Annotated in this window: 23 protein-coding genes; 1 reads left to right on the top strand and 22 read right to left on the bottom strand. The window is 65.7% G+C overall.

Annotation, left to right across the window (positions count from 1 at the left end; translation table 11 throughout):
* Nucleotides 1–204 precede the first annotated feature (204 nt).
* From TEF_16000 to TEF_15920, 17 genes are all read right to left on the bottom strand, one after another.
* Nucleotides 205–771, bottom strand: coding sequence for a gamma-glutamylcyclotransferase (locus TEF_16000; GenBank protein ID ANK82125.1), 567 nt, complete (start codon nt 769–771; stop codon nt 205–207).
* The gene (locus TEF_15995; GenBank protein ID ANK82124.1) at nt 762–2,027 is read right to left on the bottom strand and encodes an MFS transporter; all 1,266 of its coding nucleotides are present in this window, start codon (nt 2,025–2,027) and stop codon (nt 762–764) included. The genes TEF_16000 and TEF_15995 overlap by 10 nt, the downstream gene beginning before the upstream one ends.
* Nucleotides 2,014–3,075, bottom strand: a complete 1,062-nt coding sequence (locus TEF_15990; GenBank protein ANK82123.1) for a hypothetical protein — start codon at nt 3,073–3,075, stop codon at nt 2,014–2,016. Before TEF_15990 ends, TEF_15995 begins: the two co-directional genes overlap by 14 nt.
* Nucleotides 3,072–3,671 carry a hypothetical protein gene (locus TEF_15985; GenBank protein ANK82122.1) on the bottom strand — a complete coding sequence of 200 codons (600 nt, stop codon included), beginning with the start codon at nt 3,669–3,671 and terminating at the stop codon, nt 3,072–3,074. The genes TEF_15990 and TEF_15985 overlap by 4 nt, the downstream gene beginning before the upstream one ends.
* A complete protein-coding gene (locus TEF_15980; GenBank protein ANK82121.1) occupies nt 3,668–4,183 on the bottom strand; it encodes a hypothetical protein in 516 nt (171 codons plus the stop codon). Before TEF_15980 ends, TEF_15985 begins: the two co-directional genes overlap by 4 nt.
* Before the next feature lie 48 nt (nt 4,184–4,231).
* A complete protein-coding gene (locus tag TEF_15975; protein ID ANK82120.1) occupies nt 4,232–6,769 on the bottom strand; it encodes a copper-translocating P-type ATPase in 2,538 nt (845 codons plus the stop codon).
* A 9-nt stretch (nt 6,770–6,778) separates the two neighbouring features.
* On the bottom strand, nt 6,779–8,248 hold the full coding sequence (locus TEF_15970; protein ANK82119.1) for a hypothetical protein: 1,470 nt from the start codon (nt 8,246–8,248) through the stop codon (nt 6,779–6,781).
* Entirely contained in the window at nt 8,245–8,925 is a 681-nt protein-coding gene (locus tag TEF_15965) for a hypothetical protein (GenBank protein ANK82118.1), read from the bottom strand. The genes TEF_15970 and TEF_15965 overlap by 4 nt, the downstream gene beginning before the upstream one ends.
* Nucleotides 8,922–9,140 carry a cation transporter gene (locus TEF_15960; protein ANK82117.1) on the bottom strand — a complete coding sequence of 73 codons (219 nt, stop codon included), beginning with the start codon at nt 9,138–9,140 and terminating at the stop codon, nt 8,922–8,924. The genes TEF_15965 and TEF_15960 overlap by 4 nt, the downstream gene beginning before the upstream one ends.
* A gap of 14 nt (nt 9,141–9,154) precedes the next feature.
* A complete protein-coding gene (locus tag TEF_15955) occupies nt 9,155–9,907 on the bottom strand; it encodes a cytochrome C biogenesis protein (protein ID ANK82116.1) in 753 nt (250 codons plus the stop codon).
* A complete protein-coding gene (locus tag TEF_15950; protein ID ANK82115.1) occupies nt 9,904–10,362 on the bottom strand; it encodes a heavy metal-responsive transcriptional regulator in 459 nt (152 codons plus the stop codon). The genes TEF_15955 and TEF_15950 overlap by 4 nt, the downstream gene beginning before the upstream one ends.
* 196 nt (nt 10,363–10,558) lie before the next feature.
* A complete protein-coding gene (locus TEF_15945) occupies nt 10,559–11,911 on the bottom strand; it encodes a pyridine nucleotide-disulfide oxidoreductase (GenBank protein ID ANK82114.1) in 1,353 nt (450 codons plus the stop codon).
* A gap of 68 nt (nt 11,912–11,979) precedes the next feature.
* Nucleotides 11,980–12,195, bottom strand: a complete 216-nt coding sequence (locus tag TEF_15940; protein ANK82113.1) for a hypothetical protein — start codon at nt 12,193–12,195, stop codon at nt 11,980–11,982.
* A gap of 8 nt (nt 12,196–12,203) precedes the next feature.
* Nucleotides 12,204–13,649, bottom strand: coding sequence for a mercury(II) reductase (locus TEF_15935; protein ANK82112.1), 1,446 nt, complete (start codon nt 13,647–13,649; stop codon nt 12,204–12,206).
* The gene (locus tag TEF_15930; GenBank protein ANK82111.1) at nt 13,646–13,900 is read right to left on the bottom strand and encodes a transporter; all 255 of its coding nucleotides are present in this window, start codon (nt 13,898–13,900) and stop codon (nt 13,646–13,648) included. The genes TEF_15935 and TEF_15930 overlap by 4 nt, the downstream gene beginning before the upstream one ends.
* A gap of 4 nt (nt 13,901–13,904) precedes the next feature.
* The gene (locus TEF_15925) at nt 13,905–14,189 is read right to left on the bottom strand and encodes a mercuric transport protein periplasmic component (protein ID ANK82110.1); all 285 of its coding nucleotides are present in this window, start codon (nt 14,187–14,189) and stop codon (nt 13,905–13,907) included.
* Between the two features lie 19 nt (nt 14,190–14,208).
* Entirely contained in the window at nt 14,209–14,589 is a 381-nt protein-coding gene (locus TEF_15920) for a mercury transporter MerT (GenBank protein ID ANK83544.1), read from the bottom strand.
* Between the two features lie 107 nt (nt 14,590–14,696).
* Here TEF_15920 and TEF_15915 point away from each other — a divergent pair, with 107 nt between their 5' ends.
* Nucleotides 14,697–15,119: a transcriptional regulator gene (locus TEF_15915; protein ID ANK82109.1), complete on the top strand. Its 423-nt coding sequence runs from the start codon at nt 14,697–14,699 to the stop codon at nt 15,117–15,119.
* A gap of 442 nt (nt 15,120–15,561) precedes the next feature.
* Here TEF_15915 and TEF_15910 read toward each other — a convergent pair whose 3' ends face one another.
* From TEF_15910 to TEF_15890, 5 genes are all read right to left on the bottom strand, one after another.
* On the bottom strand, nt 15,562–16,242 hold the full coding sequence (locus TEF_15910) for a hypothetical protein (protein ID ANK83543.1): 681 nt from the start codon (nt 16,240–16,242) through the stop codon (nt 15,562–15,564).
* A 264-nt stretch (nt 16,243–16,506) separates the two neighbouring features.
* Nucleotides 16,507–17,019, bottom strand: a complete 513-nt coding sequence (locus TEF_15905) for a hypothetical protein (GenBank protein ANK82108.1) — start codon at nt 17,017–17,019, stop codon at nt 16,507–16,509.
* A gap of 1,592 nt (nt 17,020–18,611) precedes the next feature.
* A complete protein-coding gene (locus TEF_15900; protein ID ANK82107.1) occupies nt 18,612–19,505 on the bottom strand; it encodes a transporter in 894 nt (297 codons plus the stop codon).
* Between the two features lie 117 nt (nt 19,506–19,622).
* A complete protein-coding gene (locus TEF_15895; protein ANK82106.1) occupies nt 19,623–20,537 on the bottom strand; it encodes a hypothetical protein in 915 nt (304 codons plus the stop codon).
* Entirely contained in the window at nt 20,534–21,469 is a 936-nt protein-coding gene (locus TEF_15890) for a zinc ABC transporter (GenBank protein ID ANK82105.1), read from the bottom strand. The genes TEF_15895 and TEF_15890 overlap by 4 nt, the downstream gene beginning before the upstream one ends.
* Nucleotides 21,470–21,574: the final 105 nt, after the last annotated feature.

The raw sequence follows: 21,574 nt of genomic DNA, 5'->3' as shown, positions 1-21,574 counted from the left end.
GAGCAGCTTGCGTTGAAGATGCGCTGTCCAAGTGCCAAGGTTGGTCGGAATCGCAAGCGCCTGCAATCGCGTCAGACCGGGACTGCGAGCGTAGGTGCTTGAGTTAATCCTGCCCCCGCAACCACTTTTGTTATAACTCGCTCGAAATCCACATCTAATGGAGGCCCCGCAAGCTTAACCGCTTGCGGGGCCTTTGTTTTTTGGTCACTCAGCGTGCTCCACATTGTCGAGGAACCGTACCCAGTGCTCTGGCAGGTCATGGGCACGGGCCCCCTCGCGGAGCAGCGTGATGTAGCGCAGCGACGGGTTGCCATCCGTCTCCTTGCCCTCTGCGATATAGGTGACACAGGGCATATGGTTCCCTTCCCTGTCCTCCGCCTCGATCCGGATCTGGCGGTAGCGCGGGCCGGGAACTCCTTCGGTGCTGTCGAGCCAGATCAGGTCGCGGCGGGTGATCTTGTAGAGCACGCCCCAGACCTCGGCGCCTGGTGAGGGCTCGACGTTCGCCGGCGCGGCCTTGCCCTTCGGGCGCCCCTCGAGATTGAAGCGCAGGCGGTAGTCCCTGATCCGTCCGGGACGCCATTCGAGGGGGCGCATGCGGCGGCGCACGCGGAACGCGCTGTCGTGCATGTTGGCGCCGAAGGCGAAGTACCACACCTCATCCGCCGGCCGTCCCTCTACCCGGAGGCCGAAGCGGCGATACCAGAGCCTGGACAGCCACCAAGACCGGGCGATGCCGCGCCGGAGCGTGCGTTTCAGGGTCAGGAACATCGGCCCACCATGCCCTCTTCGACATGTCGAAGGCGATGGACGGCGATGACCTGGCCGACGGCGGCCATGACACCCGCCACGAAGACCGCAGACAGCCCGATTGCCTCGACCACCGCCGCACCGGCGAGCGGCGACAGCGCCGCCGGCGCCACCAGCGCGTTGAAGTAGCCGCTGTAGGCCGGCCGCCGGTCGTCCGGCGAGATCTCCCAGAGATATCCCAGATGGGCGATGTTACCGCCGTTGTTTACCGCGCCGAGGACCAGGAAGATCGCCGCGAAGGCGGGAAGGGCGGGGATTCCGCCCGGCGGCACCACGCTCATCCAGAGGACCGTGAGCAGGGGGGCGGCGATCGCGAGCACCGCCGTGACGCCGAGCAGCCGCCGCTTGCCGAGCCGGTCGCCCCACCAGCCCCAGAGCGGGTTGGACAGGAGCGCGCCCGCCGTCTGCGCGCCGAGCAGCGTCGCGACCTCCGCCGCGGTGACCCCGGCCTGCGTCGCTGCCACCACGTAGAAGGGCAGCGCCATCATGACGGTGCCGTCGAGCCAGCGCACGCCCACGAACAGGCGAAAGCGCCGATCCTGCCGGAACACGTCCAACCCCTCCCGGAGGAAGGGCCCGAAGCCGGTCGTTTGCTTCGGCTCAGGCGCCAACGGCTCGCCGGCGGAGACGAAGGAGATCGCCGAGACCAGCAGCAGTCCGGCCCCGGTCAGCAGAACCACCGCATGCCCGGCGGGAAACGCCAGCGCGTCGATCGCCCGGCCGGCGACGGCGGCGACGCCGAGCGCCAGCAGTCCGCCCGCGAAGAACCGCAGCGCCAGGAGACGGCTGCGCCGGGCGGAGGGAATCGAACGGGCGACGATGTCGTTGTAGGGGACCGCGAGGATACCGCCGACGAAGGCGTAGAGCGTCCAGAGTACGAAGAAGACGACGATCAAGATGGACGCCGGGTTGGGACCGGCCATAACGACGATCCCGGCAACGCCGATCAGGCAGGCGACCCGGCCGAACGCCCCCAGGGCGTAGAACGGCATGCGCCGCCGCCGGGCCTGAGCGAACCAGGCGACGAACAACTGCGGGAACAGCCAGCCGTAGCGGGCGATCGCGGCGGCCGCGCCGACCGCGACGGAGCTGCCGGTGAGGCCGTGGACGAGGCTTGCCATGATCGTGCCGGTATCGACCGCCGCGGCGCCGCCCTGGAAGAAGGCGCCGGCGGTGGCGATGCGCACGAAGCGGCCGGATTGCTCACGGGCCGGCATCGCTTGCAATCTTCCGCCGGCCGAGATCGCCGAGACCGACGCCGTGGTTCCAGAGCCCCCAGCCGCCAAAGACGGCAACGGCCAGCATGTTGGCCGCCATGACGACGGTGACCATGGCCAGAGCGGCGGCGTCCCCGACCCCGAAGAGGCCGAGCGAGAACACGGCGCCGACGACGAAGCCGGCGGGCACCCTGGCCATATGCGCGAGAATGACGATGAAGCCGAGGATCGCCAGCAAGGCGAGATAGACGAGCGGCTCCAGCACGACGCCGAAGGCGAGACCCGCCCAGAAAAGATGCGAGGTCGCGATCAGCTTGATAACGATGCCGGCCATTACGATGGCGACACCGCGCCAGCGCTCCCGCGGCCAGACGATCCCGTCGGCGAAGGCGATCGCGAGCGATCGCGCGCGGACCGCCAGGCGCCCCGGCAGGCGGTCGGCGAGGGCGAGGGGGACCCCGATGCCGGACGCCGATCGGCGCTTGTGGTGCGCGAGCAGGACGAGCGCCGCGACGATCGCCGCCGCGCTGCCGCCGGCGCCGAGGAGGAGGCCGAGGCCGATGTTGCCGTTCGGGTCGGGGATGACCGCGGCCAGCACCACGACGACGACGATGCCCGCGAACACCAGCCCGTCGACCAGCCGGTCGATGGCGACCGTGGCCAGCGCGCAGCTCATCGAAATCTTCTGTTTGCGGGCGACGAGCCATGAGCGGACGAAGGGGCTGAGGCCGAGCGGGACGAGGAGGTTGGCGAGATAGCCGGCCATGGTCGCGCCGAACAGGTGCGATGTCCGGCAGTCGCAGAGCGGCGTCAGGATCTGGCGCCACTTCCAGCCCCGGATGACCTGCTCCAGGGTGATCGCCAGGAAGGTGGCCAGCACGAACTCCGGCCGGGCGGATTGCAGTACCTCGGCGAACTGGCGCCAGTCGAGCCGCCAGGCGAGAAGGGCGATCAGGCCGAGGCCGATCGCCGCGCCCAGCCAGTTGAGCCAACGGTGGCGGGGCTGCCGCGTCGCCGCGGCGGGGGGAGTTTCGTCCAGCTCGATCACGGACGCGGCTCCACGCGATCCAGGAAAGCGACATAGCTTTCGGGCATACCTCGCTCCTGTGCGGCGGTGCGGATTAACTCCAGATAACCGCGCGAGGGGCGCCCTTCCGGAGCGGGATAGGGGACGTGGTACGTGAGGGCATGGACCGTTTGGCCATCCTGGTCCTCGACGTCGACCCACAGATAGGCGTACTGCCGCCCCTCGCTCGCGTCGAGCCGGACGAACTTGCGGAACGGAAGCAGATAGAGTGCGCCCCAGACGTGTTCGCCGGGTGCTTCCACGATATCGGCCGGAGCCGAGACACCCGGCTTGCGTCCGCCCGCGGCGACCTGGTCGATCCCCTGGACAAGCTCCACGAAACGGGCCGAGGCGCCCGGACTTCGCCGCCCTGCAACGGCGAACCGCAGGCGGTAGCCGTCCAGCCGGGCGATCCGGGTCTCGATCGGCGTCATGTGACGGCGCTCGCGGAACAGGCGCTCGTTCATGTTGGAGCCGAACGCAAAATACCACATCGGTCCGTTCAGACGGGCCGGCGGCATACGGCCGCGGCGCAGATACAGCCATCTCCGGAGTGCGGACCGGATCAACCGGTTCATGGAGAGCCGGGGTCCCGGCCCTTTCTCCGTCGGCTCCTGTGGGCATCATCTTCACCGCCGACGCGCTGGCGGCCAGGAGCGGGGTTTGCGTCGAGGCAGCCACAGCCGTTGCCGGAGCAGCGTTGGACACGCCCGGATTCATCCTTCGACAGCAGTGCCGTCAGCCGGGACTGCAAGTCGCTCAACTGGGCAATGCGGCGGGTCACCATCTCCAGGTGGCCGGTCAGAATCCGGCGAAATTCGGGATGTCGGCCCGGGCACGTCTCCTCGGCGATCTCGAGAAGGCGACGGATCTCGTCCAGCCCCAGGTCGAGATGCCGGGCCTGCCTGACGAACCGGAGCCTGGCGAGCTCCTGTTCGGTATAGAGGCGGTTGCCGCCCGTCCGGGCGTTGCCGTCGTGTCGGCGCGGCCGCGGGATCAGGCCGACCTCTTCATAATGGCGGATCGCCTTCACCGACAGGCCGGTGGCCTCGGCCGCCTCGCCGATCGAATAGGGTCTCTGGTCTTTCATATCCACTCATATAGAACCTCCCGTAGGAGGAGGTTCAACCTTCGCCCGTCAAGCGGACCGCTTCTCCACCCTGTGCCCCAGCCTTGTGACGGCGGCCTCGATCGTGTCCGGGGAGGTGTCGGAGTCGTTGTAGGTGACGCGGAGCGTCTTTGATCTCACGTCCCCCTCGATACGACCGATCCCCGGCTCGAGCCGCAGGTTGGCCTCGATGGTCTCGACGCAGCCCTGGCAGTGGATGCTCGGCACAGAAAGGGTGAGCGCCCCATCGGCCTGGGCTAAACCAGCTTCCTTCGGTGGGCCCGAGCTCGGGCGTTCCGGCACATGATCGGTCTGCGCCTTGCTGCGCGTGAACACCCGACCGCCGAACGAGTTGGCGAGCACGAGGGTGACGCTGGCCGCCATGGCGGCCATGGCCCAGGAGGGGTGCACGACCCCGGTGGCCGCGAGCGGCACGCCGACGCCGTTGAAGAAGAACGCGAGCCAAAGGTTCTGCACCGTTTTGCGATAGCTCATACCGCCGATCGTGATCGCCTCGGGCACGGCGCCGAGGCGCTCGCCGATCAGCACGATGTCGGAGGACTCGATCGCGATGTCGGTGCCCGCGCCGATGGCGATGCCGACATGCGCCTGCATCAGGGCCGGCGCGTCGTTGATGCCGTCGCCGACCATGGCGACCTGTGCGCCCTGCTCCTGGAGCGTGCGGACCCGTGCCGCCTTGTCCTGCGGCACGATCTGGGCATGGACCTCTTCGATACCGACCTGACCGGCGACGGCCCGGGCAGTGCGTTGGTTGTCGCCGGTCAGCATCACCGGCACGATAGCCCGACGCTTGAGCTCCGCGATCGCGTCCCCGGCGTCCGGCTTGACCGCGTCGGCGATGGCGATCACGCCGGCGACCGTCCCGTCGATGCCGACGAGCACAGCCGTATGCGCCTGCGCCTCGTGCCGGTCGAGCCGTTCCTCGGCCGGCGCGACGTCGATATCGCGCGCGCGCAGGAAGCGGGGCGTGCCGACCAGGATCGTGTGTCCTTCGACGGTCGCTTCGACGCCCTGTCCGGCAGTCGCCTGGAAGTCGTGCGCGTCCGGCAGGTCGAGCCCCAGCTCGTCGGCCGCATCGACAATGGCGCGGGCGAGCGGGTGCTCCGAGACCGCCTCGGTGGCGGCGGCCAGGCGCAGGACTTCGTCGCGCCCCAGCTCGCCGACTGCCTCCACGGCGACGAGCCGCGGCTTGCCCTCGGTGATCGTGCCGGTCTTGTCGAGCACGACGTGGGTGATGTCCTTGAGGATCTGGAAGGCCTCGCCCGAGCGCATCAGGATGCCGCGCTCGGCCGCCATGCCGCCGCCGCGGATCAGCGCCAGCGGCGTCGCCATGCCCAGCGCGCAGGGATAGCCCATCACGAGCACCGTGACCGCGGCGTAGATCGCCGTGACCCATTGCATCGCATTGCCCCAGGCCAGCGGCGCGAAACCCCAGAACAGCAGTGCCGCCGCCGAGATTCCGAGCACCGCCGGCACGTAGAAGAGCAGCACCCGGTCGACCAGCACGATGATGCCGGGCTTCATCGCCTTGGCCTCCTCCACGTGGCGCGCGATCTGGCGCAGGAAGCTGTCGTCGCCGGTGCGCGTGACGCGAACGAGCAGGGTGCCGGTTTGATTGACGCTGCCGCCGATCACCTCGTCGCCCTGTTTCTTCTCCTCGGGGATCGGCTCGCCCGTGACGATCGACTGGTCGACCGCGGAGGTTCCGTCCTCCACCGTGCCGTCCACCGGGATCCGGTCGCCCGGACGCACGCGCACGAGATCGTCGACGACGATCTCATCGATCGCGACATCCTCTTCCCGGCCGTCGCGGACCACCCGGGCGGTCGGCGGCTGCATCTCCAGGAGCCGACGCACGCTTTCCGACGCCTTGGTGCGCACCACGAGCGAGACGTAGCCCGACAGCAGGTGATAGGTGGTCAGGAACACCACCACGCCGAAGAAGTCGACGGGCGGGAAGCCGACGAAGCCGTACCAGCCGAGGAACGGCAGCGGCGCCCCGAGGAGGCCGCCGATATAGGCGCCGATAGCGCCCACCGAGAGCAGCACGTGCTGGTTGGTGATGCCGCGCCACGCGGCGCCCCAGGCCATGCGGACGATGCGCCGGCCGTTCCAGGCGAAGACGTAAGTGGCGAACGCCCACGCCGTCCAGGCGTGCCAGTCCTGCATCCGCCAGAGGTCGAGCCACATGGCGACCATCGCCCCGAACAGGACGAGGGCGAGGCTCGCCGCCGAGATCAGGTCGTTGCGCTCCCTGCGCCTGAGGTCGAGCTGCTCGTCGAAGGCGCCGACCTTGCGCGGGTCGCGGACGATGAAGCCGAGGGCGCGCAACGTGTCCTTGATCCGCGTCTCGTCGGTCTCGTCCGACCGGAATCGCACCAGGGCCTCTTCGTGGGCGAGGGAGACATGCACCTCCTCGATGCCCTTCTCGCGGCCGAGCCCACGCTCGATCGCGTTCGTGCAGAACGAGCAGCTCATGCCCCCGATCTTGAGTTGCAGGCTTTCGACGCCCCGGTCCTGTGCCTGTTGCGCGACGGCTTCAGCCATATCCTGCTCCTATCTGTCGAGGCTCTCGAGCCGGTCCGCGGCCAGGAACGCGTCGGCCTGTCCCTCGTGCGGCATCACCAGCATGTTGGCGAGGAACATCGCGTCGGCCGTCCGGAAGCGGCGATCGGAGACGCGCCACGTCCCGTCCTCGTATACGACCTCGCCGGCGAAGACCGGTGCGAGGCCGGCTTTCTCCGGTGTCGGCAGCGCTGGATGCGCGAAGGCCGTATCGGGTCGGCCCTCGCGGTACCGGGCCGGGACCAGCGGCAGCGGGCTCGCGAGCTGCAGGCCCGCTTCGACCAGAACGGTTTCCAGGAACCTCGGGTAAATGCGGTTCGCGTCCATCGCGAGATCGCCCGAGCCGTGCCAGCGCATCGCGTTCAGCGCTGCCACGACGGCGGCCGTGGTGGACGGCGTGTAGCTGACGGGCTCGCCCGTGCGGAACGCGCCGAGCCGGTCGTCCCACTTCGGCAGCAGCTCGGTCTCGAATGTGGTGGCCGCCGCCGTCGCGAACCCATCGTCCGGTAGCAGCCGGCCGGCCTCGACGAGGCCGTAAACGGCAAGCGCGGCGTCTTCCAAGGACGGGTCCTGGATCTTTTGCAACGCGTCTGCGTGGCGACGTGCCAGCGCCAGGGCTTTTTTGCGGCGTTTCTGGTCGTTCGTGGCGAGCCCGTAACGGCCCAGCGCCTCGATCGCCAGGGCCCGGTCCCCCGCGGTCTCGGGCGGCAACTGCTCGACAGCCGCGAGGGCGCGGTCCGACAGGTCGCGATAGTCATCGGCGTCGACGAGCTCGCGGTAGGCTGTGTGCCAGTAGTCCTCGCGCTCGCTCGTCGCGGCGAGGATCAGGTTGGACACACCCCACAGCACCACGGCCTGGTCGCGGGCGCGGGGCTCGGCGAAGGTGCCGTCCGGAGAGCGGGCCGCGAACAGGCCCTGCTCCGTGAGAAGCCGCTCTGCCAGCACCTCGGCCTGCGCCCGGGCCTGAGGCAGCATCATCAGGGCGACGCGCCTGTCCGCCTTGTCGTCATGGAAATTGAGGTGGAACGCCGGGCTGGTGATCTTGATCAGCGCCCAGGCCTGGGCGGCCGGCTCCAGCGTCCGGTCGAAGCTCGCCGGATCCCACCGCAACGTCTGCAACTTCGAAAAGTCGGGCTTCTGTTTCAGCGCCGGGCTTCCGGCGGCATAAACGGTCCCGACGGTGGCCATGTCGGGCATCGGCGGTCGGGCGATATAGCCCGCGTGTTTCAGGATGTCGTCCGCCGTCGACATGGAGATCGAGAGCGGCTCGCCCAGGCCGCTGAACATCACCGCGTTGGCGAGGGTCGAGCGCGCCGCCCAATGGGCCGCGATGTCGACGGTATCCGGTCCGTAATGGACGTCGTCGTCGGCTCTGACGGAGCCAGAGCCGAAAGTCGCAGCCAGCATCAGGCCGCCGGCAACCACGGCCGTGGCGCGAAAAGCGCGGGTGCATGTCGTCATGTCCAGTCCTCCAGGTTCACGAACAACCCGAACCAGATCGACCACGCCCCGAGGATGATCAGCACCACGCCGGTCCAGAAGGGAAGGCGGCGCGACAGGCCGGCGAGCCAGTCGAGCGCCCGGCGTGCCGGCTGAAACGCGGCGGCCAGCACCAGCGGCAGCGACAGCGCCAAGCCGAACAGTCCCAGCGACACGAATCCGTTGGCAATCGGCCGTCCGGCCGCGCCGCCCGCCGCCGCGGCGCCGAACAGCGCAAAGATGAGTGGTGCCGCGCAGGCCGGGATGTTGAGCCCGAACAGCAGGCCGAGGGTCGCGGAGCCTCTGCCGCCAGATAGGGCGGAGAGACGCGGTCCGATCGTCCGCATCAGGAACCCGGCCTTTCCCGCCAAGTAGAACAGGCCGATCATGGCATAGATCGTGCCAAGCACGATCCAGGCGGCTTTCTGGAAACCGAGGAAGGCCGTGCCGATCCCGGCCGCTGCCGCCCCGAGCAAACCGATGAAGACGCCCCGCGTCAGCGCGAAGACCGCGACCTGCGACAGCTTGGCGATCCGGCCCTTGCCCTCCAGGTACTTGACGAAGACGAGGCTCGAGCCGATCGAGCACGGCTCGACGAAACCGAGCAACCCGAGCCCGACCGGCAGCACCACCAGGTTCAGAAGCTCGAACTCCGTCACGCCGTCGTCTCGACCACATGGAAGCCGCCCGTCTCGATGATCTCGCGAAGCCGAGCCTCGCTCACCGTGTGCGGGTTAAAGCGGACTGCCGCCGATCCTTCCGCGAAGGAAACGCGCGCCTCGCGGACACCGGGCTCCTTGCCCAGAAGCGTGCGGATGCGATCGGCACAACCGTCGCAGTGCATGCCGTCGATCCTGAAGGTCGTCGTGTCCATGGAAGTTTTCCTTTCTACGTCATTTCGGCGAGGAGGAACGCCAGCGGCGGCACCGCACCGGCGGCCGCCGCGCCCTCGTAGAGGAAGTAAAGGGCCGCCAGCAGAAGCAGCACACCGCCGGCGCGCTCGATGCGGGGCGCCCAGAGCGCCGCGCGATGCAGGCGCATCGCTGCCCCGGTCGCCGCCCCGGCGATCAGCAGCGGCACGCCGCGCGCGATGCCGAAGGTGAACAGGAGCGCCGCGCCGACCCAGGCCTCGCCGGTTGCCGCGGCGGCGCCGAGGACGGGCAGCACCATCGGTGTGCAGGCGGGGCAGGTGGAGAGCCCAAACGGGATGCCCAGCGCATAGGCCCCGCCGAACGAGGTCACCTCGCGCGGCCGCGCCTGCAGCCGCAGCCATGGCACATAGATCACCCGCAGGAGCGCGAGGCCCATTACCACGAGTATCGCCGCCAGCACTGAGTTGGTGATGACAAGCGAGCCGGCGAGCGCCCGAATGACCGCGTCGCCAATGAGTCCGAATAGCCCGCCCATGACGGCGTCGATTGTGGCGATGCCGAGCACGAACCCACCAGCGAACACGAGACCCTGGCGACTCGCCGGCTTGGCCTCCGCGGTTCCGCGGCCGGCGACGGAGCCGACGACCACCGAAACCAGCGGCAGCGAGCTCGGGGCCACGCCCATGAGCAAGCCGGCCGCGGCCACCAGGGCGAACGCCGCTAGCGAGATCGTCGGAAGTGCCTGAAACTGCGCGAGGAGCTCCGTCATCCTGATCTTGGCTTTGTATCAACGGCTTGCGTGGCCCCGACGTCCGCCTTTTCGTGGCCTTCAAGGGCTTCCATGATCGAGCAGCAGCCGAGCTCGCCGTGGCCGGGACAAGACGCGATCAGTGCCTCCAAGGCCTGTCCGATGCGCTGGAGCTGGCGCATTTTCTCGTTCACATCGTCGAGCTTCGCCGTAGCCCGAGCCCTGACGTCGGCTGCATCCGCCCCGGGATCGGCACGCAGCTCCAGAAGCTCCCGAACCTCGCGCAACGAGAAGCCCAGCTCTTGCGCCTGCCGGATGAACCGGATGCGCTCGATGGTCTCCTCGGGATAGCTCCGAAATCCCGAGGCGGCGGGCTTCGGCGGCTGCTCGATCAGGTCCTTGCGCTCGTAGAAGCGGACCGTCTCCACGCCAACGCCGGCCGCCTGCGCGGCCCTGCTGATGGTCATGCCATTCATGTCTCTCACCTCAATTGCTAACTGCAGGCTACGCTCCGTACCATGGTACAGAGTCAAGGGATCGGAGTCGTGCCGGGAAAGGAGAAACGGTGGCTATTCCGTCTGGAAGCCGATCAGGAACGCTGCATCCGCCTGGGAAGCGCTTCCAGCGCCGCGGAAGGCTTTGCGCCTGTCTCAGACCATGACGGGCGCGGCGTCAGATCAGAGAGCCGATATCCGACCCCGCCGACGGATAGGCGCTGACCAGGCCCTTGAGGTCATCCGCCTTCAGACCGGTGCGCATGGCGAGGCCGAAGAGGTTGATGGTCTCGCTCGCTTCCGGCCCGAGGATGTGCACGCCAAGGATCCGTCCGGACCCGTTTTCGACCAGCACCTTGGCCGCGGCGTGGGTTTCTCCGACGCGGCGGACGGAGAACCAGTCCCGCATGTCCGAGAATTTGCATTCGAAGTCGAAGCCCTGTGCCGCTGCGTCGGCTTCGGTCAGGCCGACGCGCACCAACTCGGGAACGGTGAACACGGCGCTCGGCACACCGGTGTAGTCGGGCGTGGCGTGGTTCCCTTCCAGCAGGTTCGCGGCCACCGCCTTGGCCTCCACGCTGGCAACCGGCGTAAGCGGCGGCCCGGCCGTCGCCGCGGCATCGCCGGCGGCATAGACCACCGGGTTCGTGATGCTCTGCAGATACTCATTGACCTCGACGCCTTTACCGTTGCCTTTGACGTTCGCCTTGTCGAGCGCCAGCGCGCTGATCGCCGCGGCCCGGCCGGCGCCGTGCACGACGAGGGCCGTCTCGAACCGCTCTTCGGCCCTGTCGATCCTGGCAATGACGCCAAGCCCGCCGTTCGCCTGCTCGATCGCCGTCACTTCGGCCTTGGCGCGGAAGGTGATGCCGAGGGCCCGCGTGCGCTCGACCAGCATTTCGACGAGGTCGGGATCGAACGCCTTAAGCGGCCGTTCGCCCCGGTCGAGCATGACCACCTCGGCACCAGCGCGTGCGGCGATATGGGCGAACTCGAAGGAGACGTACCCGCCGCCGATCAGAAGCACGCGCTTCGGCAGAGCCGCCAGCTCGAGGAAGTCGTCGCTAGTGATGACGTGCTCCGCGCCGGGCATGGAGAGCGGCACCGGCTTCGCCCCGCTTGCGATCACGATGTATCGGGCTTCGAGCCGGTCCTCGCCGACGGAAATCGTGTTTTCGCCAATAAACTGCGCCGTGCCGTTGAAGGTGGCAATGCCCTTGTCCGCGAAGGCCTTCTCCCGCGCCTCGGGGACCGGATCGGTGAAGCTCCGCTTGAAGGCCATGAGGGCGGGCCAATCCACCGTGGGGGCGGGACCAGCGATGCCGTGTCCGTTCATGAGCCGCGCGGCATCCACCACCTCGGCCGCCCGCCGCAGCACCTTCTTGGGATCGCAGCCGCGCAACGCGCAGGTCCCGCCGAAGGGGCGTTCGTCGACGATGGCCACCGACCAGCCAGCATTGCGACAGCGGCTCGCCACGCCGCTCGCGGCGGTGCCGGTGCCGATTACCACGAGGTCGAAGCGTTGGGTCATCCTATTCTCGTCCTAAGTCGAAAACGGGGCGCGTAGCGGCAGGTTCCTGTCGCCTCATATAGGGTGCCTCATCCGGGATGGCGCGTCTTCGTCCGCTCCTGTCGGTGCCCGAGCATGAGAGCCACGATGGTCGCGACGAGCAGGCCGGCGACGAGCCACCGGCCCGGGCCGTCGATCAGCCAGGCGCCGAACCCTCCCAGGACACCGGTGGCGGCGAGGACCAGCGCGACGCAGCAGAGCACCTTCGCACCGAGCAACGCCGGGACCTTGTCGCCGGTCTCCATGGCCCCCGTTACCCCGCGCAGCAGGAAAGCTTCGCGACATCGCGCGTGAACGTCTGGGCGGCGAGCTTCAGGCCCTCGACGGTGGTGAGATAGGGGAAGATCGTCTCCGCGAGCTCGGCAACCGTGAGCCCCTGCTTGATGGCGAGAACGGCCGTCTGGATGCTGTCGGCGCCTTCGGGCGCGAGAATGTGCGCGCCGAGCAGCCGGTCCGTCTCCTCCTCCGCCACGAGCTTGATCAGGCCGCGCGTGTCGCGCGCTGCCAACGCGCGCGGCACCTGGTCGAGCGACAGGAGAGAGGTCTTGACCCGGTGGCCGGCCTGGCCCGCCGCGGCCTCGGTCAGGCCGACGCTGGCGACCTGGGGATCGGTGAACACCACAGCCGGCATCGCCGCGTTGTCGTAGCGCCGGCTGTCGCCGTTGAGCGCGTTCTCCGCCGCGATCCGGGCACCGTAGGCGGCCATGTAGACGAACTGGTCGCGGCCGGTGACGTCGCCGGCGGCGTAGATGTCGGCCTTCGTCGTGCGCAGGCGGTCGTCGACCTCGATGCCGCCGTTCGGTAACAGGACAACGCCTGCCTCGGCGAGGCCCATCTCCTCCGTATTGGGCCGCCGGCCACTGGCGATCAGGACCCGCTCGGCTTCGAGGCGCACCTCGCCACTGTCCTCGAGCGCGTTCAGGACCACGCCGGCCTCTGTCTCGCGGATCTGGCGATATTCGAGGCCGCTTCTCACCCTGATACCTTCGATCTCGAAGTATTCCGTCAGCGCGGCACCGATCTCCGGCTCGGCCTCCGGCAGCAGGCCGCGGCGGCAGGCGATCGTCACCGCGACGCCGGCGCGCGCGAAGAGCTGTGCCAGTTCGCAGCCAATATAACCGCCGCCGACGATGAGTAAGGACCGCGGCAACTTCTCGATCTCGAGTGCCGTGGTGCTGGTGAGGTAGGACACTTCCTCTATGCCAGGGATCGACGGCAGGGCAGGGCGTGCCCCGGTGGTGATCACCACCTTGCCGGCCCGCAGCGGCTTTCCCTCGACCAGGACGCCGTCAGTGGCGAGCCGCGCCCGTCCTTCGACGTAGGTGATCCCTTCGTACGCCGCGAGCAGATCCGTGTACTTCGCCTGACGCAGCGCGCCCACCAGCTCGTCCTTCTGCGCGACGGTAGCGGACCAGTCGATAAGCCCGACGCGGGCCTCGATGCCGGAGAAGCGCGCGGCCGTGCGCGCCTGGTGCAGTGTCTCCGCCGCCCGGATCAGGGTCTTGGACGGCACGCAGCCGACGTTGACGCAGGTGCCGCCGATCGTGCCGTGGCCGATCAGCGCCACCCGTACGCCCAGCTCGGCGGCCGTGATCGCGGCCGAGAAGCCGGCCGAGCCCGCTCCGATCACGGCGAGATCATAGGTGCCGCGGCGTCCGGTCTGGCCGGTGGTGCAGCAGTCGTCGGTCATCAGGGTCATGTCGAATGCTCCGTGGTCGATGTTCCGGCGGCCGCGGCTTTCACGCGGCAGCGGCGCAGATAGAGGCCGTAGGCCGTGATTCCGAGGAATAGTGCGAGCGCGGGCAGCAGCACGTAGTCGATCCAGCCGAGCCAAGCCGCGAGCCCGGCGGCGCCGAGCACCACGACGAGCACTGGCGTGAAGCAGCAGATCGCCGCGATGACGGAGCCGACGACACCCGTGACGAGCACTTTGCGGTCGTCCAGCGCCATCGCGTTACTCCGCGAGCTCGGAGGGAAAGCCGACGCTGGCGGTGGCCTTCGTCAGCGCAGCAACGTCGGTTTTCGAGTCGTCGAAGGTTACGACGGCCCGCTTGTCCGCGTACGAGACCTCGACCCGCTCGACGCCCGGCACGCGGGATAGTGACTGTTTCACGATGTAGGGGCAGCTCGCGCACGTCATGCCGTCGACGGCGAGCGTCACCGTCCGTTGGGCGGCGATGGCCGCCGTACCGACAAAGAGGCTTGTAAGGACCAAGGCAGCGAAAAGCGCGCGAACCATCCGTCGGACCTCCTTCAATTCAAACGCCAAGCAGTGTTGGTGCGACGTAGGGAAAAGCAACCGCGGCGGCGACCAGTGCCGTCGCGACCCAAAGGGCGGCCTTGACGGTGCGGCCCGGGAGGGGGCGCGCGCACGCCGCGCCTTCGGCACAGGCTTTTCTCGGTCTCCAGTAGACGGCGTAGAAACCGTACCCGAGGAAGCCGAGGGTGATGGCTATGAAGATCGGCTGATAGGGCGCCAGCGCCGTCAGGTTGCCGATCCAGGCGCCGCCGGCCCCGAGGCTGAATAGCACCAACGGCAGGATGCAGCAGGACGACGCGCTGACGGCACCGAGAACGCCGCCGGCGGCCGCCCAGCCGGTGCGCCGTTGAGCGGCTTCCGTCTCCTGCCCGATTTCCATTGCGCCGACCGCCGTTTCGTCCGCTCGAGCCATTGGCTTGGTCCTCACCAGTTCGGTCTTGCCATGTTAAGATAGGAGCTGTAGTCGCTACAGGTTCAAGGGAGAAAATGGTGAGACAGGACAATGAGATGACGACCGCCAGTTATGGAATCGGAACGATCTCGAAACATACCGGGGTCAACATCGAGACGATCCGCTACTACGAGCGGATCGGCATCATGCCCAAGCCGCCGCGCACCGCCGGCGGACAGCGGATTTATGAAACCGCGCATCTCAAGCGGCTCGCCTTCATCCGCCGGAGCCGAGAACTGGGCTTCTCGCTCGACGAGATCCGCGCACTGCTGCGGCTCGTTGATGGTGGCGACTACAGCTGTGGAGAGGTACAGGAGATGACGCTGGCCCACATCGCCGACATCCGCCGCAAGATTGCCGATCTCAGGCGCATGGAGCGCGTGCTCAAGGACATGGCGGCGAAGTGCGATGGCGGCGACGTACCGGAATGTCCGATCGTGGATGCGTTGTCCGCATGAGAAGGTTCTTGTCCACCGTGGCACCGATTAGAGCGGTGTCCTTCATCCTACGGAGGATGGCTTGCTGCCATCATACGGCCACGACTAGCGAGTTTGGCTGCCGGTGGCTTTCTGCCCCTGCAACCAAATTAAGCCCGCTAGTACAGCACGCTAGCGAGCTTTTCGACTCTCAAGCTATAGTCCGGAAATGCGATCGGGTACCATATGGGAACCACTAAAAATCAAGCTGTAGCCATACTCGGAGGAGGAGTGTTCGGTATTTCTGGAACTTTTGCTCATGGCGCGATGGCGCCATAGGTGTTGATGTCGCCTACGCATGGCAAGGTTGTGTTCTGTAAAATCGGGCCGACTAATGCGGCTTGGCGAGGTTGCACAAGCAAGTCACGTTGGGATTCACGCTGACATACCGCCAGAACTGCTATTGCGACGCGGGGTTCCTCGCTTATCCAAGCTTTAATAAGCGCTTCAGAGCTAGTCGGTAGCGCGCCGGAGCAGTCTTCCAGGCAAGAGGAAGCAGGGTTATGAGCCCAAGGGCGAGCACCGTTAACCCGGCACGCCGCCAGTCACCGGAGGCGAGCTCATCTCCGAAATGCGCGAGCAGGAAGCTCGCCGGGATGATACCGAACAGGGTCGCAACGGCAAAGCGCCAAGTCCTGAGCGGCGTCAGACCGGCGGCGTAGCTGATGATGTCGAAGGACAGGAACGGCATGAGCCGTGTCGCGAACACGACCGCCATGAGGGCGTTCTGGGACGTGATGAAGCGGTGCAGGACACCCATCGACAGCCGCGTGCCGAGCCATGCCTTGAGTGCGTCGTATCCGATGAGGCGCGCGACGCCAAAAGCGGTTAGGGCGCCGATCTCGGAGCCAATGGCAACGTAGAACGCGCCCCAGTAATGGCCGTAGGCCGCGCCGGAGGCGAGCGCGATCGGCGCGCTTGGAATCGGGCTCATGACAATGGCGACGGTCATCAGGCCGATGATCAAAAAGGGACCGAGCGGGCCGAATTGCATCACAGCCTGCTCAAGCGCTGCGCCGTCGCGCAGGCGGTCCAGTATGCCGATGCGCCATAACACAAGGACGGTCGCGAGGAAGACGGCCAACACCGCCAGACCGGCGATGATGCGGGGCCAGGGTGGATTGGGTCGTGTGTCCTGCCCTTCGTTCACATTGGTCCTTTGGTGATTTCGCTCAGGGGACGGTGCACGTCGAACAGCTTGGCGTTGAGGTTTTCGATGGCGGGCGCCAGCCCGTCCATCGCCTCGGCCGTGTCCTGGCCGAAGGGACCGTTACAGACGAAGTCGAACTGCATCAGCATCACAGAACCGTCCCTTTCTCTCCTTGGGGGCGGCTGCCGCATCCAGGATGCGGCAGCCGCCTTCCAGACGTTAGCGGTCTTCGTCCATCTCCATCATCATGCGCTGCTGTTCGAGCATCTGTTGCATCATCTGCTGCATCATGCCCTGCTGCTCTTGCATGCGCCCCATCATCTGCTGCATCCGTTCGGACATATCGCCCGACATGTCCCCGGACATGCCCATGCCCTGACTGCCGGATCCCTGATCGCCCGACATCCGGCCGCCCATCTGGCCCTGCATGGGCATGTTCCCCATCATGCCGTGCATCGCCTGCATCTTCTCGACCATCATCTGCATGTGCTGGCGCGTGAGCTGACGGCGCTCGGCGGGGTCTGTTGTCTCGCGGGCCTGCTGCATCATCTCCTGCATGCGCTCGAAGGACGGCCCGCCTTGCATCTGCTGCTGCATCTGCTGGGATTGGCCTTGCTGTGGCTTTGCTCCATGCTGGGCCGCCAATGCACCTGCCGCGGTGAGGACGGTGAGGCCCGCGGCTATGGCGAGAGCTTTCAAACCCGGCAAACGCATCGTGCTGGAAGGTATCATCGGCCGTGAATCTGTCATCTCCGGTCTCCTTGGTTGGGATGAAAGACGCTGTAGGGGTGGAGGGGGCGCAACCGGTGCAGCGTCGGACATCGGATCGCTATGGTGACCCGAAGGCACAACCATCTGGACTTACAGACGGAACGACTTGCCCGCCGTTACAGCTTCAGCCCACCTGCCGGCCCCGTGCACAATCCGTCTCTTCACAGCGGCAGTCGAGGAAACCATGGATCGGGCAGATCAGGCACAAACAAACCCCCTGCTGCTGCTTTTCCAGTGCTTGCTTGGTCGTGATGCAGCCTCACAGCGACATTCTTCAAGTCGGCGCCGAGGCGCTGCCGCACAATTCCGCGAATCTCCCAACAGCTCTACGCGCGACATCAAGTCGGCGCATTCTGGCCTGAGCGTGGACAAGGAGGCTGTGGGGAGACAGTTGCATATCCCGTCGCCGAATTCCGCGTCGGTCTCGGTCGAGAAGGCTTCGAGATCATTTGGACTCACCACCTCGCGCGCACTTCAGCCTGAGTATGTCGGCAAGGGTTCGTTCTCTTTCATCGCTCCATCCTCTTGAGAGTTAAAGCCTTCGGCAAACCCGGCGCGGTTCAGCCCGCCGATAGAAGGGCAGTTGTAGAACTTTGTGATAGTTACAAACTACAGCTCTTGCCGTTGCGCATTGATTCACAGGTGCAGTCGTCAAATCTACCTTCGGAGCAATCGGTGCAGAACGCTGCTAGAGAAACACGCAGTGCTTGGCGCGCCCGATGCAGGCGCACTCTCGCATTCGATGGTGTGATCCCAAGATCAGCTGCGGCTCGTTCACGCGGTTCATCCGACAGATCGATCCGTTCAAGAATCTCTGCATAGTCCGGGCGCAACCCCGGCACAAGCTCTCGAAGACAGCTGCAAACGCTTTTCTCGTTCGCAAGATCTATCTGGCCATCGCCCAATACCATCTGGTCTTGCATGTAGCTGTCTTTTCGGCGCCGCCGTGCAGCCTCACTGCGGTAATGATCGGTCAGCACCGAGCGCAGCACCGTATACAACCAGGCGACCACACTTTCGCTATTCCTAAGTACTGTCCCGCTGTTGATGACTCGCACGCAGAAAGTTTGAAGCACATCCTCCGCAGTGACCGAATCCCCGACCCGACGCACGAGATAGCGACGAAATTCGTGATAATAGTCGGTGAGTGCCATTTCTATTTCCGGCGTCATCGGCCGTGACGTGTTGCCGAGCTCATCGGAAAGTGGGTCGGTTTCAATCGTCTTATGTGCTGCTACAGTCATGCTCAAAACCTCGGCCCGAGTTGGCAAGATCGGGCGATCCGGAAACATCTTCGGGCTGAGCGCCTTAGGTCAACGCACAACAACACCCCACGCTCAGCCTTGCGCTAAAACCCACCATAGGGGTCGAGTTTCGGGCTCATAATGCGAGAATCGAGAGCAACGGCATTGATCTAAATCAAAGCCATAAAGAGTAACGGTACAGTAGTTCAGTGAGGGCAACCGCCGTGGTCGAAGGTAAGTCGAGAGAAATCTGTGGTGGAAGCTGGGCGCGAACCTAGGCCGGGCAGCAGCGAACCAACACGGTTGCCCTTATCCGGCCATTCTGGCCGGCTTAGTCCCTCTGCGCGTCACCAACACGACCCCAAGAATCGCAAGGACAATGCCGGCGATCTGCATCCAGCCAAGGGTCTCACCGTAAAACAAAGCGCCCATTGCAAGGCCGAAAATCGGGATCAGGAAGCTGAACGCGTTCGCGCGGTTGAGAGGCGCTTTCTCCAGCACGGAGAACCATAGCCAGTATACCAACGCCGACCCGAACAGACTGAGAACAAGGAGCGCGCCTACAAATGGCAACGTCCATCGGATCGTTGTTGGCTCCTCCGTGGCCCAGGCGACAATAGCGAGCGGAACACTGCCGATGAGCAACTGGAGGCCCATTGCCATAAGGGCGTCGACGTTTCCGGCAATTCGTTTAATTACAACGTTGCTGACCGTGACGCCGAGTGCAGCCAGGACAATATAGGCTACTCCTAGAATGTAATTTTCTTGCCCGCCGGTGAGTATCTGGGGCGAAGTGATGACGAGTATCCCCATAAAGCCCAAGGCAAGGCCTGCTTTGCCCAGCGCGGTCAACTGTTCTTTGAGGATGATACCCGCCAGACCCGCCGCCAACAGCGGTTGGGTGTTGGCGACTACAGTGGCGATGCCCGGGGAAACGAATTCCGCGGCATGGAACATCCCCAAGAAGCCCAGGCTGGTGGCACCTGCGCCAACGATGGCCAACATTGTCCAGATTCGACGACTTTTGGGCAGGGGCTGCCGCAATGCAAGCGCGACGATGATCAACGCTGCGCCTGCCAGGAACGCGCGCAGCGTGGCGAATGTCAGGTGAGGGGCAAATTCAATGCCGACGGTTATCAGCGGGAAGCAGGCAGCCCAAAGCAACATGACCAGAATGATTTGCGCGATGATTCCAACGGTCACTCGACTTTCATCCCATCGTCTATCCGTCCCGCGACACCACCATCACGACCTACTGGCGTTTGTCTGCCAAGTCTCGTGTCGTTGCTGATTGGATTCACACGAGTTGATCCGTTCGGTTCACGCACACTGGCAGGGATGAACGGCCCGGTTTTCCGCGCCGCGCGACATCTCGCGGGTCAACCAGAAACCGGCCCCGAGCAGCAATGCGCCACCATAGATCATGCCCTGCGCCGGGATTTCGGCGAAGATAAGGTAGCCCAGCGTTGACGCCACGACCGGCGAGACGATGATATCGACGAGCGCATAGACATTGGCGTTGAGCGTCTTGAGGACGATGGAGATGCCGAAATAGGCGAAGCCGGTCGAGACGATGCCCAGCCCCGCTGCCCAGAGCATCACCGGCAGGTCCATCCCGAGTGCGGCATAGGAGATGGTCGCGGCGGGCGTGCCGGGGCCGGCGAGGATGAGCGCTGGCGACAGGATCAGCGCCCCCGCGAGCATCGACCAGGCGATGTCGTTGCCGGCCTCGGTCTTTCCTTCGTAGCGCATGTAGGTGACCATGGCGGCGTAGATCGCGCCGTCGCCGAGTGCGACGAGGTTGCCGACCATGTGGCCGCCCTCAAGCGGCTTGGCGAGGACGATACCGGTCAGCGCGACGGCGAAGATCAGGATGTAGCTCTTGCGTGCCTTTTCGCCGAGAAACAGCGCCGAGAAGATGAACACGAAGAAGGGCGCGACGCTCCAGAAGATCACCGCATTGGCGATGGGCACCAGCGTCATGGCGTAGTTGAAAACGCTGATCTGCGTGGCGATCAGCACGCCGATGATCGCGGTGTCTTTCAGGTTGCCTTTCGGAAAGCGCAAGGGCCGGCCGGTCGCCAGCGGCATGACCGCCATCAGAAAGGCGGCCGCGAAGCTCAGAGCGTAGAAATTCAGCGTCTGGATCGGGATCAGTCCGTCGGTGAGCTTCACGAACACGCCGATTGTGGCCTCCGATAGCGTGATCAGCAGGAGCAGGAGAACGATCTTCATTTCCGGCTGCGGCCCCCTGCCGTGCGCGTCACGTCGATGGCTTCAGCCCCGGACTCATCAAGGCAGGTGTCCTCGACCTGCAAGGTGACGAAGAAGAATCCGAATTTTTCTTTGAGCATGGCGTGCGCTGCCGCCAGGACCGCTTGGGGATCGGTCTCGTCGGCGACGCGCACATGACCGGAGAAGACGTAACGGCCGCTGGTCAGAGCCCAGGCATGAACGTGGTGGGCATTCGCAACGCCTTCGACCTGCTCCAGCGCGCCGGTGACATCGGACAGGCCGACGTCGGCCGGTGTGCCTTCCATCAATAGGTGAGCAGCGTCGCGCAGAATGCCCCAGCTGGCCCAGAGCAGCACGAAGCCGAAGCCCATACCAAGGATCGGATCGATCAGCAGGAACCCGGTGAATTGAATCACGAGTGCCGTCACGATAATGAGCAGGCTGCCGACGAAGGTTTGAATGATGTGCCAAAGTGCGCCTTTCACGTTCAGGTCGCTCTGGCTCTGCTTCCAGATCAAGCCGAGCGAAATAAACTCGGTGAAAAGCCCGCCCGCCGCGGCCCAAAGCATCGGCCCGGTAGGCAGCTCGATCGGGTCGGACAGCCGCATCGCACCCATTACGATCACGATGAGCGCCATGCCCAGAAGGAAGCCGCCATTGACGAGCGCTCCGATAATCTCGGCGCGGTACCAGCCGAAACTGCGATCCTCGTCGGCGGGGCGGCGGGCAAGCTTGGCGGCGACGATCGCGACTAGTACGCCACCCACCGCCGAGAAGGTGTGGAAGGCGTCGGAAATCACCGCGATCGAGCCCGTCCAGAGGCCGATGCCCATCTCGATTACGAAATAGATGCCGGTCAGCCAAGCCGAGATCACCATTCCCCGTCCGCTTGACGGCATGTGGCCGGCATGGCCGCTATGGGCTTGGCTCATTGATTCTATCCTCTCTTCACGTACTCTTTGACTACAAAGTTCTGCGTTCATTTCGCGCCACGGCGAGGCAGACGCTCCCGCGGCTACCACCGGCTTCAGCGTGAA

The sequence above is a fragment of the Rhizobiales bacterium NRL2 genome (assembly GCA_001664005.1).
GTDB lineage: Bacteria > Pseudomonadota > Alphaproteobacteria > Minwuiales > Minwuiaceae > Minwuia.
The sequence above is the reverse complement of the archived record's forward strand: the minus strand, read 5'-3'. Positions and strand labels throughout refer to the sequence as shown.

Excerpts from the sequence above, each read along its gene's own strand:
- TEF_15950 (ANK82115.1), bottom strand. The coding sequence starts at position 10,362 with ATGAATGGCATGACCATCAGCAGGGCCGCGCAGGCGGCCGGCGTTGGC.
- TEF_15890 (ANK82105.1), bottom strand. The coding sequence starts at position 21,469 with ATGAGCCAAGCCCATAGCGGCCATGCCGGCCACATGCCGTCAAGCGGA.
- TEF_15935 (ANK82112.1), bottom strand. The coding sequence starts at position 13,649 with ATGACCCTGATGACCGACGACTGCTGCACCACCGGCCAGACCGGACGC.
- TEF_16000 (ANK82125.1), bottom strand. The coding sequence starts at position 771 with ATGTTCCTGACCCTGAAACGCACGCTCCGGCGCGGCATCGCCCGGTCT.
- TEF_15985 (ANK82122.1), bottom strand. The coding sequence starts at position 3,671 with ATGAACCGGTTGATCCGGTCCGCACTCCGGAGATGGCTGTATCTGCGC.
- TEF_15955 (ANK82116.1), bottom strand. The coding sequence starts at position 9,907 with ATGACGGAGCTCCTCGCGCAGTTTCAGGCACTTCCGACGATCTCGCTA.
- TEF_15925 (ANK82110.1), bottom strand. The coding sequence starts at position 14,189 with ATGGTTCGCGCGCTTTTCGCTGCCTTGGTCCTTACAAGCCTCTTTGTC.
- TEF_15920 (ANK83544.1), bottom strand. The coding sequence starts at position 14,589 with ATGGAAATCGGGCAGGAGACGGAAGCCGCTCAACGGCGCACCGGCTGG.
- TEF_15930 (ANK82111.1), bottom strand. The coding sequence starts at position 13,900 with ATGGCGCTGGACGACCGCAAAGTGCTCGTCACGGGTGTCGTCGGCTCC.
- TEF_15970 (ANK82119.1), bottom strand. The coding sequence starts at position 8,248 with ATGACGACATGCACCCGCGCTTTTCGCGCCACGGCCGTGGTTGCCGGC.
- TEF_15975 (ANK82120.1), bottom strand. The coding sequence starts at position 6,769 with ATGGCTGAAGCCGTCGCGCAACAGGCACAGGACCGGGGCGTCGAAAGC.
- TEF_15980 (ANK82121.1), bottom strand. The coding sequence starts at position 4,183 with ATGAAAGACCAGAGACCCTATTCGATCGGCGAGGCGGCCGAGGCCACC.
- TEF_15895 (ANK82106.1), bottom strand. The coding sequence starts at position 20,537 with ATGAAGATCGTTCTCCTGCTCCTGCTGATCACGCTATCGGAGGCCACA.
- TEF_15995 (ANK82124.1), bottom strand. The coding sequence starts at position 2,027 with ATGCCGGCCCGTGAGCAATCCGGCCGCTTCGTGCGCATCGCCACCGCC.
- TEF_15940 (ANK82113.1), bottom strand. The coding sequence starts at position 12,195 with ATGGAGACCGGCGACAAGGTCCCGGCGTTGCTCGGTGCGAAGGTGCTC.
- TEF_15905 (ANK82108.1), bottom strand. The coding sequence starts at position 17,019 with ATGATACCTTCCAGCACGATGCGTTTGCCGGGTTTGAAAGCTCTCGCC.
- TEF_15960 (ANK82117.1), bottom strand. The coding sequence starts at position 9,140 with ATGGACACGACGACCTTCAGGATCGACGGCATGCACTGCGACGGTTGT.
- TEF_15945 (ANK82114.1), bottom strand. The coding sequence starts at position 11,911 with ATGACCCAACGCTTCGACCTCGTGGTAATCGGCACCGGCACCGCCGCG.
- TEF_15915 (ANK82109.1), top strand. The coding sequence starts at position 14,697 with ATGGTGAGACAGGACAATGAGATGACGACCGCCAGTTATGGAATCGGA.